Raw genomic sequence first — 16,391 nt, forward strand, 5'->3', positions numbered from 1 at the left:
ATCGAGGAGCTCGTTGTCCGCGTCTGGCAAATTGTCCAGTGTCGTGAGGAACAAGTGTGGCCTCCGGTGGTGGGACTGTATCGCGCGGTGGTGCTGTATTGCTTGTCTCAACGCTGGTATACATAAGAGCCCGGTCCGAGCTTCCGCCTACGAATTCTCCGAACACAACTTCAGCACCCTACCCAGTTTCGGCGGAGGTCGATCAGTTCTTCGTCGAGGTCGATTCGGGAGAATCGGAGTCCGACCAGTTCGCCTCGGCGCATGCCGGTGGTCATGGCGAGCCAAACGAGGGTGCCCCAGTCTTCGTCCATGCGGAACGCTTCTTCGGACAGGCGCGCAGCCTCGGCCGGGGTAGGCGGATCGGGCTCGGGGCGCTTCTGTCTTGGCTTGCGGGCGACTCGGGCCGGATTCGAGCTGATCCAGTCCCAGCGTTCGGCGGTGTCGAACGTGCCGCTGATGATCGCGTGAATTTGGCGGACCGTCGACGCTGCCATCGGCTTGCACTCGTGCGCTCGGCACTTCTCGGCTTTGCAGTCGTGTTCGCCGCTCTTCTTGTGGCGCTCGACGAACGGCTTACCGTCGCAGCGGGCTCGGCAGCGGCGCAGCTCGGTATAGAAGCTCTCCAGCATGCGAGCCGAGATCTTATTGACAGCGGTCTCGCCGAGCGCGGGCACGATGGAGCGGTTGATGTAGCCCTCGTAGGTGTGGCGGGTGCTGTCTTCGATCTCGCTCGTGCGCATCCACTCGGCGAGCGCGTACGACAGGCTCACCGATGACGGGGCGGAGCGCTGGCCGTCGACCTGGGCCAGCAGCTTGTTCAGCGCCTTCTCTGCGAGCTTCTGCGCTGCCTTGTCGATGCCGTTGATGGTCTCGCGGAGATAGGCCCGCTTGCCGGTCACAGGGTCTGTGCCTGCGTAGACGATGACCCGGAGCGTCTTCCCGCGTTCTTCGATTCGGCCGCGTTGACCGCCCCCAGCCCGGGCACTAGGCCTTGAGTGTACTCGCACCCAAGGCCGAACCCAGAGGATCAAATCAAGATCCACATGTTCACCAGTAACGCCTGGTCAAGGCTGGTGCCCCCGGTGCGACTCGAACGCACACTGGACGGATTTTGAGTCCGCTGCCTCTGCCGATTGGGCTACGGGGGCTTGCTCGGTAAGCATACGCGACTCGTGATCAACCGCTTCCGTCAGGGGCGTGCGTCGCGTCGTCGCGTGGTTTGCCCCGGTTCGGGACCTTGGTAGCGGTGATCTTCGCGAGTTAGGTTCACAGTCTCCACTCTGGGTGTTTGATCGAACACGGGGAGTCGTGATGGTCGACGAAACCAAGGTCGAGTCCGCTGACGGCGGTGCCAACGACGTCGGGCTGCGGCGGAGCCTGAAGAACCGCCACCTCCAGATGATCGCGCTCGGCGGCATTATCGGCGCCAGCCTGTTCATCGGTAGCGGGGCGGTTATCTCCACCGTCGGGCCCGCGGCCGTGCTGTCGTACGCCATCGGCGGGTTGATCGTCGTGCTCGTGATGCGGATGCTCGGCGAGATGGCGACCGCGGCACCGACGCTCGGGTCGTTCATGGAGTACGCGCGGACCTCGTTGGGCAACTGGGCGGGGTTCACCATCGGCTGGTTGTACTGGTACTACTGGGTCGGCGTGGTCGCTTTTGAGGCTGTCGTCGGCGCCGAGTTGCTCAACCCGCTGGTGCCCGTCGTGCCGCAGTGGGTCATCTCGCTGGTGCTGATGCTGTTGCTCACCACCACGAACCTCGTTTCGGTGCGGTCGTTCGGCGAGACCGAGTTCTGGCTGGCGTCCATCAAGGTCATCACAATCGTGATCTTCCTGGTGTGCGGGACGGTTTTCGTGCTCGGGCTCTGGCCGGGCGCCGAGTTCTCGGTCGGCAACATCGCGCTCGACGGGTTCGTCGCCAACGGCGGCTTCGCCGTGCTGCACGGCGTGGTCATCGTGGTCTTCTCCTATTTCGGCACAGAGATCGTGACCATCGTGTCCGCGGAGTCGAACGAGCCGGAGCGTGCGGTGGCCAAGGCGACCAAAGCGGTCGTGTGGCGGGTGCTGCTGTTCTACGTCGGTTCGGTGACCCTGCTGGTCATGATCACGCCGTGGCAGGAGATCCCCACCGATGGCAGCCCGTATGCCGCGGCCTTCACCCGGTTCGGGTTGCCCGCCGCGGAGGTCGTGGTGAACGTGGTCGTGTTCTCCGCCGTGATCTCGGTGCTCAACTCCGGGCTCTACACCGCCTCCCGGATGCTCTTCGCCTTGCAGCGGCGTGGTTTCGCGCCGAGCTGGGTGCGCGACATCAACCGCCGCGGCGTCCCGTGGAAGGCGATCCTGCTGTCCACACTGGTCGGTTACGCTGCTGTTGCGGCGAGTTACGTCTCGCCGGACATGATCTTTTACTTCGTCATCAATTCCGCCGGGGCGGTCGCGCTTTTCATCTACGGGATGATCGCGCTCTCGCAGCTCCGGATGCGCCGCCGGCTGGAGCAGGAGGCGCCGCAGCGGCTGAAGTTGAAGATGTGGCTTTTCCCCTACTTGACCTGGGCCACGTTGGTCGTGATCGTCGCGGTGGTGATCACCATGGGCGCCATCGAGGAGGTTCGTTCGCAGCTCACGCTGAGTTTGGTCAGCCTCGCCGGGATTGTGCTGATCTACGTGCTGTTCGTGCGGCGGCGGGTGGCGAAGGCTTGATCGATCCGATGTCGCAATGGTCACGTCTCGTGTTTACCTCGGTGTGAAGTTGTAGCCGGTAAGCTGCGGTTTCCGATGCAAACCGCATCGGCGGACCCGAATTTTGGAGGATCCCGGTGACGACGCCGGCTGCCGAGGACACACGCGAGGCCAAGCCCGTCGAACGTCGCGTACTCGTGGCCGAGGACGAGGCGTTGATCAGGCTTGACCTGGTGGAGATGCTCCGGGAGGAGGGTTATCAGGTCGTCGGTGAGGCCGGGGACGGGCAGGAGGCCGTCCGGCTCGCCGAGGAGCTGCGCCCGGACCTGGTGATCCTGGACGTCAAGATGCCGAAGATGGACGGCATCGAGGCCGCCTCCAACATCGCCGGCGAGCGGATCGCGCCGGTGGTGATCCTGACGGCTTTCAGCCAGCGCGACCTCGTCGAGCGGGCGCGGGACGCGGGCGCGATGGCCTATCTCGTGAAGCCGTTCGCCAAGCGCGACCTGGTGCCGGCCATCGAACTGGCGGTGTCCCGGTTCACCGAGGTGCAGGCGCTGGAGGCGGAGGTCGCCGACCTGACCGAGCGTCTGGAGGCGCGCAAGACCATCGAGCGGGCCAAGGGCCTGCTGATGAGCAAGCACAACCTCTCCGAGCCTGAGTCGTTCCGCTGGCTGCAGCGGACCGCGATGGACCGCCGCACCACGATGAAGGCCGTCGCGCAGGCGGTGCTGGAGAACCTCTCCTAGTTCGGCCGCCCGGCGTCGGTCTTGGGAAGTCGCCGACGCCGGGAAGCTCAATGATGACCGGCGGCGTCGCACACCGGGCTGGTGGTGAATGCTCGTCGTACCGGTCCTGGGTCGCCTGCAGCGCCGACTCCCGACTCCGCTTCCTCCCCGTGAGTGATTCGCTGCAGCAGGCGGAAGAACTCGAACCGCTGGACGCCGGGCGTGATGTGAATGAAGATTTCCGCAGCGGAGTCCTCGGTCGCCGGAATGCTGATCAGGGTGGTGCCGGTGAAGCCTCCGGTCGCGCTGCTGTCGGCCAGCAGCGGAATTGGATGCCGCCCTCGTGCGGGCAACGTCGTTGGCAGCCGGGCTGGACTCTTCCCGTTCTGGACGGATCCGGTTTGCGCGCGCGGCACCCGTTGGCCGACGAGCACGTCCATCGCCCGGAGCAGCTCGCCGAGTTGCCGCTGCGCCTCGCACCCTGCGATGGCAACCCGCCGTTCCACGACCTGATCACCACGGTGGTGCGCGACGCGGGAGTCGAACTGCCGGTCGGGCCGCCGTTCACGCACCTGCAGGGCACGCTCGCCGACATCGCGACCGGCCCGGCCGCCTTGTGGACGGCGTTCTACCGCGCAGGCGACCTGCCGCCGTCCCAGCCCGTCGCGATCAGTCCGCTGGCGGGCGTCGAGATCACCACTTCGCCGGTGCCGGGCCTGGCGGGGCCCGCGTTAAGGCTGTTGCTGGGCAGCTTGCGCGGGTGACGGAGTCACTGCCCCGGGGGCTGGTCGCGCAGGACGCAGGTCAGCCGCGCCGAGCAGGTGCGCCGACCCTTCTCGTCCGTTATAGCGATGTCGAAGGAGGCCGTCGAGCGGCCCCGGTGTACGGGCGTCGCGACGCCGGTGACCACGCCCTCGGTGGCCGCGCGGTGGTGGGTGCAGGTCAGCTCCAGCCCGACCGCGATCCGCTGCGCGCCCGCATGCAGGGAGGCGGCGATGGAGCCGACGGTCTCGGCCAGCACCGCGTTCGCGCCGCCGTGCAGCAGACCGTAGGGCTGGCGGTTGCCCGCGACCGGCATCGTGGCGACCACCCGATCGGGGTCCCATTCGACGATTTCGATGCCCATCCGCTCGGTGAGCTGCTCACCGGCGTCGTTCATCGCCGAGCTCAACCGATCGTTGTCGCTGGTCATCGCCTCACCGCCGTTTAGGGAAGTCACGCTGGCGCCCTCCTGTCGCCTCGGGTACAAGCTGTCGGAGCTCCAGCCTAGACTCGCCGCCGTGATGCATTCCGAGGACCGACGCCTGCTGCTCATCGACGGCCACTCGATGGCCTATCGCGCCTTCTACGCCCTGCCGAAGGAGAACTTCCAGACCGGCACGGGTCAGCACACCAACGCGGTCTACGGCTTCACCTCGATGCTGATCAACTTGCTCCGCGACGAGCAGCCCACGCACCTCGCGGTCGCTTTTGACGTCTCCCGCAAGACCTTCCGCAGCGAGGCCTTCACCGAGTACAAGGCCAACCGCAGCGCCACGCCGGACGAGTTCCGCGGCCAGGTCAGCCTGATCCAGGACGTCCTCGGTGCGCTGAACATCCCGGTGCTGAGCAAGGAGAACTACGAGGCCGACGACGTCATCGCGACGCTGACCACGCAGGCCACGGCGGCGGACTTCAAGGTCTCGATCTGCACCGGTGACCGGGACGCGCTGCAGCTGGTCACCGACGAGGTCACGGTGCTGTACCCGACGAAGGGTGTTTCGGAGCTCACCCGCTTCACGCCGCAGGCCGTCGAGGACAAGTACGGCCTGACACCGCAGCAGTACCCGGACTTCGCCGCGCTGCGCGGCGACCCGTCAGACAACCTGCCGAAGATCCCGGGGGTGGGGGAGAAGACCGTCACCAAGTGGATCCAGCAGTTCGGTTCACTGGCCGATCTGGTGGACCGGGTCGACGAGGTCAAGGGCAAGGCCGGTGAATCCCTGCGCGAGCACCTGTCGTCGGTGCTGCTCAACCGGCAGCTGACCGAGCTGGTTCGCGACATCCCGTTGGATTCGACGCCGGCCGAGCTGGCGGTGCGGGCCTGGGACCGCGACGCGGTGCACCGGCTGTTCGACGACCTGGAGTTCCGGGTGCTGCGCGACCGGCTGTTCGCGACGCTGTCCAGCGCCGAGCCGGAGGTCGAGGAGGGATTCGAGATCTCCGGCGGCGTCGTTCAGCCCGGCCAGCTGGCGGGGTGGCTGGACAAGCACGCCCGCAACGGCAACCGTGTGGGGCTGGCCTTCACCGGGCGGTGGGCCCGGGGGCAGGGCGACCTGACCGGTATCGCGCTGGCCACCGCCGACGGCAACGGGGCGTTCGTCGACGTCACGGCACTGACCCCGGAGGACGAGCAGGCGCTGGCGGCTTGGCTGGCTGACCCTGCGGCGACGAAGGCGGCGCACGACGTCAAGGGGCCGTTGCACGCCATCCGCGACCGAGGCTGGACGGTGGCGGGCCTGACCAGCGACACCGCACTGGCGGCCTACCTGGTGCGGCCCGGGCAGCGGTCCTTCGAGCTGCCAGACCTCGTGGTCCGCTACCTGCAGCGCGAGCTGCGCGCGGAGCAAGGCGACGACGACGGGCAGCTGTCGCTGTTGGAGGACGAGGCGGAAACCGAGGAGAAGGCCGCTTCGACCGAGCTGGTGAAGGCGCGTGCGGTGGCCGAGCTGGCCGACGCGTTGGACTTGGAACTGGACCGCATCGACAGCCGCGGGCTGCTCACCGATCTGGAACTGCCGCTGCTGGTGGTGCTCAGCGAGCTGGAGGGTGCGGGCATCGCTGTCGACTCGGAGCAGCTGGCCGAGCTGGGTGCGCGCTTCGCGGCCCGGGTCAAGCAGGCCGCGCAGGACGCCTACGGCGTGATCGGCAAGGAGATCAACCTCGGCTCGCCGAAGCAGCTGCAGGTGGTGCTGTTCGACGAGCTGGACATGCCGAAGACCAAACGCACCAAGACCGGTTACACCACCGACGCCGAGGCACTGCAGACGCTGTACGAGAAGACCGAGCACCCGTTCCTGCAGCACCTGCTGGAGCACCGCGACGCCACCCGACTTAAGACCACTGTGGACGGTCTGGTTAAGTCCATTTCGGACGACGGGCGGATCCACACCACGCTGAACCAGACCATCGCGGCGACTGGCCGGTTGTCCTCGACGGATCCGAACCTGCAGAACATCCCGATCCGCACCGAGGAGGGCCGCCGGATCCGGGAGGTCTTCGTCGTCGGCGACGGTTTCGCCGAGCTGATGACCGCCGACTACAGCCAGATCGAGATGCGCATCATGGCGCACCTCTCCGGCGACGAGGGGCTCATCGAGGCCTTCCGCACCGGCGAGGACCTGCACAACTACGTCGCCTCCCGGGCCTTCGGGGTGCCGATCGGCGAGGTCGACCAGGAGCTGCGTCGCCGGGTCAAGGCGATGTCCTACGGGCTGGCCTACGGCCTGTCGGCCTACGGGTTGGCGCAGCAGCTGCGGATCTCCGCCGAGGACGCGAAGGCGCAGATGGACGCCTACTTCGCCCGCTTCGGCCGCGTCCGCGACTACCTGCGGGAGGTCGTGGACCAGGCGCGCAAGGACGGCTATACCTCGACGATCCTGGGACGCCGTCGCTACCTGCCGGACCTGACCAGCGACAATCGGCAGCGGCGGGAGATGGCGGAGCGGATGGCGCTCAACGCGCCGATCCAGGGCAGCGCGGCCGACATCATCAAGGTCGCGATGCTGGGCGTGCACCGGGCGTTGCGGGAAAACGACATGCGGTCGCGGATGCTGCTGCAGGTGCACGACGAACTGATCATCGAGGTCGCCGCCGACGAACGGGCCGAGGTGGAGAAGCTGGTGCGCGAGCAGATGGGTTCGGCCTACCAGTTGGACGTCCCGCTGGAGGTCTCCGTTGGCGTCGGCCGCTCCTGGGACACCGCCGCGCACTGAGGTCCGCCGCGATTGCGCGGGAACCGTTGAGATCTCGTTGCGGGGCCGTCACGAAGTGGTCACTCACCGGAGTCGCAACGGTGCCACCCTTTCAATGGTGGGCATCACCGTCGGGTGACCCCGCCCGAAGGCGCGTTGGATCGGTGCCTATAGCCTGCCGTACGCGTCGCCGGGCCCGGATGCGTGCGTCCGGGCGCGACAACGGTAGGGCGCGCGGACACCCCCGAATCCAATTCCGCGCCAACCCCGAGGAGGAGCATGATCAGCATCGACAGAGTAGACCACCTGGTCCTCACCGTCGCCGATGTCGATCGGGCAGTGGAGTTCTACGAGCAGATTCTCGGCATGACGCCGGTGGCGTTCCCCGGCGAGCGTCGGGCGGTGAGCTTCGGTCGTCAGACGATCAAGCTGCACGCGGCCAGCGAACTGGTTGAGCCGACCGCGACGCACCCGGTGCCCGGTTCGGCCAACCTGTGCTTCGTCACGGCCAACGCGCTCTCCGAGGTCCAGGACCACCTGCGCGCCAACGAGGTGCGCATCGAGGAGGGCCCGGTCAGCCGGATCGGCGCGGAGGGCTCGATCACCTCGCTGTACCTGCGCGACCCGGACGGCAACCTGATCGAGATCGCCCGCTACGACGAGCCCGTCGTGGGAGCTCCCGCCGTTTAGCGGATTGGATTCTGCCCCGAACGGGCAAGATCCAGCCTGGACTCGTGCTTGGCATTGGCGATTTCGCGCCGCTGACCGGTCTGATTGCGGCCTGAGCGCGAAGGCGCTGCGGATCTACGATAAGCCACGGACTGCTGAAGCCGGCCGCGGTGGACCCGCGGTCGAACTACCGACGCTATCCGGCGAGCCAGCTGGAGCTGGCGGTCCGGCTGAAGTCGTTGCGAGTGGCCGACATCGGGCTGGCCGAGGGCGAGCGGGCGTTGCTCGGCCGCCGGGAAGCGGCCGCGGTGCTCGAAGAGCACGAGCGCGGCTGGCCGCGGAGCGGCAGCGGCAGGACGCCGCGCAGCACTGGGTGGGTGTGGTGCTTGCCGGTGGCCGACGATGATGACGAGGGCGCGACTGACCACGCGAACGCGGTGTTCGCCCCGTTGTGGCAGGCGTGGGCGGCGGAGGACAACGCGCCGATCGGGCCGTTTTGGTCGTCGATGCGGGCCTGGCCCACTGAGGACGAGGTCGAGGTGCTGTGCTGCTCGCCGGTTTCCTGGGCCGTGCCGGAGGGCTGGGCGATTCCCGGGTGGACTGTCGAGCGCGGGGAAGGCCGGGCAGGGTTGGAGCTCGTGGTGGGCTGGCGGCACGACGAAGGTGTCCCGGTCATCGACTCGGCGGTGCACCCGGCCGTTCTCGTGCTGCTGGCCGAAACGGAGCGGCGTGGGGTTGACCTGAAAATCGTGTCGATGCGCCAGATCGGGCGGCTGGAGGAGACCGGCGATGCGATCGGCATGGAGGTCGCCATCCCGCTGCGGCCGGCCGGGACGTGAGCACGGCCCCGAACGCTGCGTCGGGAATAACGCGAGCGGATGTCAGGTTTTGGTCGCTCTGCGCCACCGGGAGCTTCGCATGCGTATTCGCTCATTCGTGTTTCACGCCTGAGTACTACGGTTCCGCTCATTGGGGACAATTCCGTGCTGCTGGCATGGAGCGGGGGAACTGTGAAGGTGGATTTGGCCGCCTCGGAGTTCACGAAGGACACGGTTGAGCTCCTCCAGGGGCAGATAGTCGATGCGCTCAGGTGCCCGGTGGACCTGGGCGATGAGCGGCAGTGGTTGGCGTGGCTGACCGACGAGACGGGCCAGGCGGGGCTGGGCCGGGACAAGTTGGCCACCGCGCTGATCGCGCATTGCCGCGCGAAGGAGGTCGAGCCGCCGGGGCCGGACCTGGCCCGGCGGGTGGCGAGTCGTGCGCTGCAAGACTTCGAAATGCTGCTCTGCCACAGCATCGCGGAGCGAATGGGCGATTCGGCGGACCAGCTGGAAACCCTGCTCGCGGGTTCGCAAGAGCGCCCGGAATGGTCGCTCGCCGAACTGCGATCCGAGGTGGGTTCGATGAACCTGAAGAAATTGCTCCTGGAGATCGACAGTCTCATGTCGCTGCAGGCGTTGGGGTTGCCGACTGACCTGCTGGTCAAGTTGGAGGAGAGCAACGCAGACCACGTCTGGCTGGGCGCGCTCCTCAAGGAGATCGGCAAGCAGACCGCGGTGCAAGCCTTGCGCCTGCCGTCCGATCTCTTCGACGACGTTCCGGCGGAACTCGTGGAGGCGTGGTGCGCGCGGGTGGCCAGCGCGGGTTCCGAGGAGCTCAGGGCGCATCCACGAGCGGTCCGCGTAACCCTGTTGGGCGCGCTGTGCTCGGTGCGGCGCAAGGAGATCACCGATCTGCTCGGCCGGGTGCTGGTCGGCCTGCTACACCAGATCCGGGTGCGGGCGGAGCACCGGCTCGGCGAGGAGGCCGCCGACGCCGCGTGGCCGAGGCAGGCGCGGGACGTGCTCCTGCTCGAACTGGTCCGGGCCGCCCTGGATCGTCCCGACGACACTGTGCGGACAGTGCTCTACCCGATCGCCGGCGAGCAGGAGCTCAGGAAGCTGACGCGCGACAGCGAAGCCCGCGACGCCGTGCGAGCCCGGCGCAAGCGAACGGTGCTCCGCGGCACCTACTCCGCTCACTACCAGCAGATCATCAAGCTCCTGCTGGCGGGCCTGGAGTTCCGCTGCCGGGACCTGGGCTGCTGGCCGGTAATGGCAGCGCTCGGCGAGCTGGTCAGCGACTACACCACGTGCTGGGGGCGTGGCCGGTTCTACGACTTCGACCAGAACATCCCGCTGGACGACGTGGTGCCGCCGGAGTGGCAGGACGCAGTCGTGGACTCAGAGGGGCGCATCGAACGCGTCGTCTACGAGCTGTGCGCGCTGCTGTCGCTGCGGGATCTGCTCTGCTCCCGGCGGATCTTCCTCGCCGGTGCCGACCAGTGGGGAAAGCCCGGAGTGGACCGCCCGACCGGCGGTGCGACCGCGCGAGTCCAGTCCGGGGGACCCCACGCGCTGTCGCACCGCCGCACCGGCGAAATCCTCACCTGGCCCAGCTAGATGAGGACCCGGGCAGTCGGCAGTACTCGGTTCTGACCTTCGTCCTCGCGGCAGCGCTACCCGCACCGCCACGCGGAGTCTGGGGACAAGCGCTCAGCGGGACAGTTCGGGCTTCAAGCGCGCGGGGGTCCAGACCCGCTGCCGCCAGGCCGCGATCGTGCTCAGCAGCGGCGACGCGACCAGGTAGCAGAGCAGGACCGCGGCCGCGTTCGACGCCGTCTCCAGGCCCAATCCACCGTAGAGCAGGTTGCGCAGGCCGCTGACGACGTAGCCCAGCGGCAGCACCTGGTGCAGCGGGTGCAGCGGCTCCGGGATCGTCTGCCACGGGAACGTGCCGCCCGCGGTGACCAGCTGCAACACCAGGATGACCAGCGCGATGAACTTGCCCTTCGGCCCGAAGGCGGCGTTGAGAGCGTGCACCACGGCGGTGAAGGCGAACGACGTCAGGATCAGGAACGCGAGAGTCCACCAGGCGTGCGCCGGGTGAACGCCCACCCCGAAGACCACGACCAGGTCCAGCAGCATGGCCTGCGCGAAGCCGACGATCGCCGCGGGCAACCAACCGCCGAGCGCGACGCGCCACGGCGCGACCCCGGCCGCGAGCGCGGCTGGATAGCGGGCGCATCAGCAGGAAAAGCACGAACCCGCCGATCCACAGCGCCATCGACCAGCCGACGGGCGCCGGTGGCCAACTGGTCGGTGCCCTGCTCGGCCTGGCCGAGCCCGTCGCGCAGCCGTCCCGCCCCTTCGGCGAGCTGCTCCGCGCCGTCGGCTGCTTCGAGGGTCTTGTTGTGGACGGTGCTGAACCCGAGCAGCAACTGGTTGGCAGCCTCGGTTCCAGCGCTGGAGGCCACCTCCTTGCGCACCTCGGAAGCCACCTTGTCGGCGATGGTGCCGACCAGGTAGTTGTTGGCGTCGTTGGTGATCAGCCGCAGCTTCGCCTGCCGCGGCTCGAAGTCGGCGGGGGAGAGCAGCGCCGCGGAGAAGTCCTTCGGCACCACCAGCGCGAAAGTGTAGCGGTCGCTGGCCACGCCATCCTGGGCCTGCTGCTCGTCGGTGCGGGTCCAGCCGAAGGTGTCGGAATCCAGCAGCTCCTGGTAGACGTCCTCTCCGGCGTCCAGCCGGGTGCCGTCCTCGCGCTGGCCCCCCTCGTCGGCGATGACCACGGCGGCGGGCACCGAGTAGAGCTTCCCGTAGGGGTCCCAGTTCGCGTAGATGTACATCGCGCCGTACAGCAGTGGAACCAGGGTGACCGCGAGCAGCGCGAGCTTGGGCAGTTTGCCCGAAGTCAGGCGGCGCAGCTGGCGTGGCGGCGAGCCGGAAACTAGTCATCACAGACCTTCAGTAAAGTCCGAAGTGGACGGTTCGGGGTTGTTCGCGCCGACCTTCGCGGGCGAAACACCCAGCTTGTCGGCGGAGTGCGGGGCGCAGAGCGCGACCACGGCCAGGCCGCGCTCGGCGTGGCGGAGGGCGATGGAGTACCAGCCGGTGGAATCGCCGCCGTGGCGGTCGGGGCAGTCCAGCACCAGGGCCTTGACGGCGCGCGCCTCGCAGGCGAGTTCGCTCAGCAGCCGGGTGCGCTCGAACCCGGCGAGATTCTCGAAGCGCTCTTCGCTGGCCCCCTCGGGCAGCCAGTTCCGGGCCGACAGCCAGTCGCGGACGTGGCGGCGGCCGCATCGACGACCCGCCAGGGTCAGGCCTTCGGCGACGACGCCGCGCAACACCAGCGCGCCGTCGGGTCCGGTTATGTCCGGCGCGTCGACGACCGCGACGCTGCGCCGCAGCGCGGTGGCGTCGATCGCGCCGTCCAGGCGCACGCTGCCGCGAGTGGGTCGTAGCCGGCCGGAAAGCGCCAGCGCCAGCGCCAGCGCGGTGCGGCCGGAGTTCGGGTCGCCCCGTGAGCAGGACCTGACCGGTGCGCACCCGAAGCGAAGTGGGCGCCAGCAGCGGCCTGTGCGTTCCGATCACCTCGACGCCGGTGGCGACGATTTCCACGCCGAACTCCTCGACTCTCGCGGCCGTGCGCCGCCCGCGGCGAGCGTCAGCGCAGCGCGGTGGCCGGGCGCACCTCCCACATTGTCCACAGTGGCCGGTAGCCCTGGCGGGGCCAGAACACCGAGGACAACGGGTTGGGCGGGTTGTAGTACAGGAAGCTGCCGACGGCTCCGGCGCGAGCGAACTCGTTGTGCGCCGTTGCCATCAGCTGTTGGCCGACGCCGGTTCCGCGGAGCTTCTCCTGCACTGACACGCAGTTGACGTACGCCCACATGCCGGACCGGAGCCGGTAGCTGCCGGGGGACTTAGCGGTGTCCACCCAGCCGCACTCCGCTACCGCGACCGGCGTTGCGTCCTGCTCTGCCAGCCACACTGGATCGCTGGAGTGCAGGTGCACGTGCGCAGCGGTCCGCTTCAGCTGCGGAGCATCGGGTCGGTACGCGGATGTGCCGACCAGGGCGGCGTATTCGAGCTCGGAAAGCGTGAGTTCGACGACGGCGTCCAGATCGGCCGGTCCGGCGCGCCGTATTTTTACGGTACCAGATAGTTCCGTATGTGCGGCCGGTGTGGTCGGGCGCACGGCCAAGCAGGACAGCGGGACGAAGCCGTGATCCAGCAATGCCCTGGTAGCGGCGACGTCCCGGCTCGGCCAAACGACCATGCACGACGAGTTCGGGCCAGGTGAGGCGTGCGCCGCCAGCCACTCGCGCCAGGTCCCCAGCAGCGCGTCCATGCCCGCTTGTGGCTGCTCGCCGACGATCGGGAAGAGCTCGAACACCTCACCGGCCTGCCAGAGGCTCTTCGCGGACCCCGGCGGACTGGTGTTGCGCGCGACGAGCCCGGCCGCCGTGCCGCCGCCGGCGATCGGGGCCACGATCGCCTCGCCGTCGGACGGAAGGTGGTGGGCGTCCGGCAGCTGCGGGTCCAGCGCGGCGAACCGCGCGAACTGCACCCGCATCAACTCCTGTGCACTCGCCACGACTTCTCCTCGGAAGCTGCCTTGACCATAGGTCGGTTTTGTCCTGAAGTGCGCTTGGCCCACCCTCGCGGCTCGCGCCGCCATAGGTTCTCGGACGTCGTCTGACGAGGACGGCCCCGGCGTGGTGAATCGGCGTCTATCAGTTATGGCAGATGAAGATCGCGGTACCGGGGAAGAGGCGTCCGCGCAGCGGGCTCCACTGCCCCCACGTCTGAGTGTGCCCCTCCGGCCACTCCGGTTCGATGAGATCGACCAGGTGCAACCCGGCGGCGGCCAACTGGCGGACGTAGTCGCCGAGCGTGCGGTGGTGCTCCACGTAGGTGGCCCGGCCGTCGGCGTCGATCTCCACGTACGGGGTGTGGTCGAAGTAGGAGTGGGTCGCGGTCAGCCCGGTCGGCTCCGGATCGTCTGGGAAAACCCACCGCATCGGGTGCGTCACCGCGAAAACCCACCGGCCGCCCGGCCGCAGCACCCGCGCGACCTCCCGGAACACCGCTCCGGCATCGGCCACGAACGGCACGCCGCCAAATGCAGAGCAGGCCAGGTCGAAGGAATCGTCGGCGAACGGCAGGCAGTCCGCGCTGGCCTGCACCAGCGGCACCCCGGTCCCGCTGCGCTCACCGCCCGCGATGGCGTGGCGCAACATCCCGGCCGAGATGTCCAGTCCGACCGGATGCGCGCCCTGGTCGGCCAGCCATCGCGAGCACGAGGCCGCGCCGCAGCCGACCTCAAGCACCCGCTTGCCCCGGACGTCGCCGAGCAGCCCTACGTCCTGCTCGCGCAGCCGCTCCGGGCACCACATGAAATCGCTGTCGCCGAGGAACGCGCCGTGTTCAGCTTGGTAGTCGTCGGCGTCGGCGTCCCACCACAACCGGCTCGCGCCCCGTGATTCCGCCGCGTCGACAGTGCGTTTGCTCACACCGACCGTGCCCAACAAGTACTCCGCGGAGATAGGCTGGAGCCTGTCGTTCTCCGGCTCGTCGGCTCGTGTCAAGGATTCCCCCCGCCGATAGTGGGTATTGCTCGGACGTGACGCATTGTCGTCGCCCGGAGTCGACCGGTCGTCCAGGCGTACCGCAGTTTGCCCGGCGATCGAGAAAGCGCGTACGATACCGCCCGCGCCGTGGGTCTTCTGTCGGCGGCTCTTCCCTGCCGGGTCGCACCGGCCGCGGGGGGGTCTGCCGGAGAAGCGGAACTTCCTGGTCCAGCAAATCAGCTGGCCCTGGGACACCTGGGGCGCGGCAACAAAGTAGATCCAGCGACCAAACTATCCGCACCGGAGCAACCCACCTGATGTCCACCGACACCACCACCGTCCCGACTGCAGCCGCCACCAAGCCGCAGGTCGCAGTGAACGACGTCGGGACGGAGGAGGACTTCCTCGCCGCCGTCGACCAGACCATCAAGTACTTCAACGATGGGGACATTGTTGAGGGCACCATCGTCAAGGTCGATCGCGACGAGGTGCTGCTTGACATCGGCTACAAGACCGAGGGCGTCATCCCCTCCCGCGAACTGTCGATCAAGCACGACGTCGACCCCGCCGAGGTCGTCACCGTCGGCGACTTCGTCGAGGCCCTTGTTCTCCAGAAGGAGGACAAGGAAGGCCGGCTGATCCTCTCCAAGAAGCGCGCCCAGTACGAGCGCGCCTGGGGCACCATCGAGGAGCTCAAGGAGAAGGACGAGCCCGTGCGCGGCACCGTCATCGAGGTCGTCAAGGGCGGCCTCATCCTCGACATCGGGCTGCGCGGCTTCCTGCCGGCCTCCCTGGTCGAGATGCGCCGCGTCCGCGACCTGCAGCCCTACGTAGGCCGCGAACTCGAGGCCAAGATCATCGAGCTGGACAAGAACCGCAACAACGTGGTCCTGTCCCGCCGCGCTTGGCTGGAGCAGACCCAGTCCGAGGTCCGCAGCGAGTTCCTCAACCAGCTGCAGAAGGGGCAGGTCCGCAAGGGCGTCGTCTCCTCCATCGTCAACTTCGGTGCGTTCGTCGACCTCGGTGGCGTTGACGGTCTGGTGCACGTCTCGGAGCTGTCCTGGAAGCACATCGACCACCCGAGCGAGGTCGTCGAGGTCGGCCAGGAAGTCACCGTCGAGGTCCTCGACGTGGACATGGACCGCGAGCGCGTGTCGCTGTCGCTGAAGGCCACCCAGGAAGACCCGTGGCGCCAGTTCGCCCGCACCCACGCGATCGGCCAGATCGTGCCGGGCAAGGTCACGAAGCTGGTTCCGTTCGGTGCGTTCGTCCGCGTCGACGAGGGCATCGAGGGCCTGGTGCACATCTCCGAGCTGGCCGAGCGCCACGTGGAGATCCCGGAGCAGGTCGTCCAGGTCGGCGACGAGGTGATGATCAAGGTCATCGACATCGACCTGGAGCGTCGCCGGATCTCGCTGTCGCTGAAGCAGGCCAACGAGGGCTTCAGTCCCGACTCGGAGTTCGACCCCACCCAGTACGGGATGGCCGCCGAGTACGACAACGAGGGCAACTACATCTACCCCGAGGGCTTCGACGTGGAGACCCAGGAGTGGACCGAGGGCTACGAGAAGCAGCGTGAGGAATGGGAGCGGCAGTACGCCGAGGCCCACACGCGCTTCGAGAAGCACATCGCCCAGATCACCAAGGCTCGCCAGGCCGACGCGGAGGCCGCTGCGGCCGCCGCGGCCGGTGGCGGCGAGGAGCCGACCAGCGGCGGCAACTACTCGTCGGGTTCGAGCGACGAGCAGGACAGCGGCTCGCTGGCCAGCGACGCACAGCTGGCGGCGCTGCGGGAGAAGCTCTCCGGCGGTGCGTGAGTCTGACGCCTAACGGCTGAGGTATCACAGCCCCGCACCTTCCCGGGCGGGTTCTAGCGATCCCCGCAACTCCCTGAATTCACCGGAGTTGCGGGGATCGTGGTTTCTGAGGAGTTGAGGGCGAGCTTCTTCGAGGCCCTGGAAGCGGGCA

At 68.0% G+C, this 16,391-nt stretch carries 16 protein-coding genes and 1 tRNA gene; 8 read left to right on the plus strand and 9 right to left on the minus strand.

The features are described from left to right. Nucleotides 1-170: 170 nt before the first annotated feature. Together ACWDKQ_RS09385 and ACWDKQ_RS09390 are read right to left on the minus strand one after the other, a co-directional pair. A complete protein-coding gene (locus tag ACWDKQ_RS09385) occupies nucleotides 171-899 on the minus strand; it encodes a site-specific integrase (RefSeq protein ID WP_450138278.1) in 729 nt (242 codons plus the stop codon). 172 nt (nucleotides 900-1,071) lie between these two features. Then, nucleotides 1,072-1,148: transfer RNA gene (locus tag ACWDKQ_RS09390), tRNA-Leu, on the minus strand. 163 nt (nucleotides 1,149-1,311) lie between these two features. Between ACWDKQ_RS09390 and ACWDKQ_RS09395 the strand changes: the two genes are divergently transcribed. Beyond that, nucleotides 1,312-2,703: an amino acid permease gene (locus ACWDKQ_RS09395; protein WP_450138279.1), complete on the plus strand. Its 1,392-nt coding sequence runs from the start codon at nucleotides 1,312-1,314 to the stop codon at nucleotides 2,701-2,703. 116 nt (nucleotides 2,704-2,819) lie between these two features. Next, nucleotides 2,820-3,431 (plus strand): ANTAR domain-containing response regulator, encoded by a 612-nt coding sequence (locus ACWDKQ_RS09400; RefSeq protein ID WP_450138280.1) that lies wholly within the window; start codon nucleotides 2,820-2,822, stop codon nucleotides 3,429-3,431. Between the two features lie 47 nt (nucleotides 3,432-3,478). On the opposite strand, the gene ACWDKQ_RS09405 is transcribed toward ACWDKQ_RS09400, so the two are convergent. Further along, nucleotides 3,479-3,763, minus strand: coding sequence for a hypothetical protein (locus ACWDKQ_RS09405; RefSeq protein WP_450138281.1), 285 nt, complete (start codon nucleotides 3,761-3,763; stop codon nucleotides 3,479-3,481). A 48-nt stretch (nucleotides 3,764-3,811) separates the two neighbouring features. Here ACWDKQ_RS09405 and ACWDKQ_RS09410 point away from each other — a divergent pair, with 48 nt between their 5' ends. Continuing rightward, on the plus strand, nucleotides 3,812-4,174 hold the full coding sequence (locus ACWDKQ_RS09410) for a hypothetical protein (RefSeq protein WP_450138282.1): 363 nt from the start codon (nucleotides 3,812-3,814) through the stop codon (nucleotides 4,172-4,174). 5 nt (nucleotides 4,175-4,179) lie between these two features. Here ACWDKQ_RS09410 and ACWDKQ_RS09415 read toward each other — a convergent pair whose 3' ends face one another. Next, a complete protein-coding gene (locus ACWDKQ_RS09415) occupies nucleotides 4,180-4,602 on the minus strand; it encodes a PaaI family thioesterase (RefSeq protein ID WP_450138336.1) in 423 nt (140 codons plus the stop codon). Between the two features lie 91 nt (nucleotides 4,603-4,693). Here ACWDKQ_RS09415 and polA point away from each other — a divergent pair, with 91 nt between their 5' ends. From polA to ACWDKQ_RS09435, 4 genes are all read left to right on the plus strand, one after another. Continuing rightward, nucleotides 4,694-7,384 (plus strand): DNA polymerase I, encoded by a 2,691-nt coding sequence (gene polA, locus ACWDKQ_RS09420; RefSeq protein WP_450138283.1) that lies wholly within the window; start codon nucleotides 4,694-4,696, stop codon nucleotides 7,382-7,384. Between the two features lie 258 nt (nucleotides 7,385-7,642). After that, a complete protein-coding gene (locus ACWDKQ_RS09425; protein WP_450138284.1) occupies nucleotides 7,643-8,053 on the plus strand; it encodes a VOC family protein in 411 nt (136 codons plus the stop codon). 149 nt (nucleotides 8,054-8,202) lie between these two features. Next, nucleotides 8,203-8,871, plus strand: a complete 669-nt coding sequence (locus ACWDKQ_RS09430) for a MerR family DNA-binding transcriptional regulator (protein ID WP_450138285.1) — start codon at nucleotides 8,203-8,205, stop codon at nucleotides 8,869-8,871. Nucleotides 8,872-9,042: 171 nt separating this feature from the next. Continuing rightward, entirely contained in the window at nucleotides 9,043-10,473 is a 1,431-nt protein-coding gene (locus ACWDKQ_RS09435; protein WP_450138286.1) for a hypothetical protein, read from the plus strand. Nucleotides 10,474-10,566: 93 nt separating this feature from the next. Here ACWDKQ_RS09435 and ACWDKQ_RS09440 read toward each other — a convergent pair whose 3' ends face one another. The 5 genes from ACWDKQ_RS09440 to ACWDKQ_RS09460 all read right to left on the minus strand — a co-directional run bounded on the left by ACWDKQ_RS09440 (nucleotide 10,567) and on the right by ACWDKQ_RS09460 (nucleotide 14,441). Then, on the minus strand, nucleotides 10,567-11,031 hold the full coding sequence (locus ACWDKQ_RS09440) for a YhgE/Pip family protein (RefSeq protein WP_450138287.1): 465 nt from the start codon (nucleotides 11,029-11,031) through the stop codon (nucleotides 10,567-10,569). After that, nucleotides 10,923-11,774 (minus strand): YhgE/Pip domain-containing protein, encoded by an 852-nt coding sequence (locus tag ACWDKQ_RS09445; protein WP_450138337.1) that lies wholly within the window; start codon nucleotides 11,772-11,774, stop codon nucleotides 10,923-10,925. The genes ACWDKQ_RS09440 and ACWDKQ_RS09445 overlap by 109 nt, the downstream gene beginning before the upstream one ends. A 30-nt stretch (nucleotides 11,775-11,804) precedes the next feature. After that, the gene (locus ACWDKQ_RS09450) at nucleotides 11,805-12,290 is read right to left on the minus strand and encodes a hypothetical protein (RefSeq protein ID WP_450138288.1); all 486 of its coding nucleotides are present in this window, start codon (nucleotides 12,288-12,290) and stop codon (nucleotides 11,805-11,807) included. 224 nt (nucleotides 12,291-12,514) lie between these two features. Next, entirely contained in the window at nucleotides 12,515-13,447 is a 933-nt protein-coding gene (locus tag ACWDKQ_RS09455; RefSeq protein WP_450138289.1) for a GNAT family N-acetyltransferase, read from the minus strand. 139 nt (nucleotides 13,448-13,586) lie between these two features. Beyond that, the gene (locus ACWDKQ_RS09460; RefSeq protein WP_450138290.1) at nucleotides 13,587-14,441 is read right to left on the minus strand and encodes a class I SAM-dependent methyltransferase; all 855 of its coding nucleotides are present in this window, start codon (nucleotides 14,439-14,441) and stop codon (nucleotides 13,587-13,589) included. A gap of 299 nt (nucleotides 14,442-14,740) precedes the next feature. Here ACWDKQ_RS09460 and rpsA point away from each other — a divergent pair, with 299 nt between their 5' ends. Further along, on the plus strand, nucleotides 14,741-16,240 hold the full coding sequence (gene rpsA / locus ACWDKQ_RS09465) for a 30S ribosomal protein S1 (RefSeq protein ID WP_450138291.1): 1,500 nt from the start codon (nucleotides 14,741-14,743) through the stop codon (nucleotides 16,238-16,240). Nucleotides 16,241-16,391: the final 151 nt, after the last annotated feature.

It is taken from the genome of Saccharopolyspora sp. NPDC000995, assembly GCF_053599315.1.

Coding starts and splice junctions, on each gene's coding strand:
- ACWDKQ_RS09395 (WP_450138279.1), top strand. CDS start 1,312: ATGGTCGACGAAACCAAGGTCGAGTCCGCTGACGGCGGTGCCAACGAC.
- ACWDKQ_RS09415 (WP_450138336.1), bottom strand. CDS start 4,602: ATGACCAGCGACAACGATCGGTTGAGCTCGGCGATGAACGACGCCGGT.
- polA (WP_450138283.1), top strand. CDS start 4,694: ATGCATTCCGAGGACCGACGCCTGCTGCTCATCGACGGCCACTCGATG.
- ACWDKQ_RS09425 (WP_450138284.1), top strand. CDS start 7,643: ATGATCAGCATCGACAGAGTAGACCACCTGGTCCTCACCGTCGCCGAT.
- rpsA (WP_450138291.1), top strand. CDS start 14,741: ATGTCCACCGACACCACCACCGTCCCGACTGCAGCCGCCACCAAGCCG.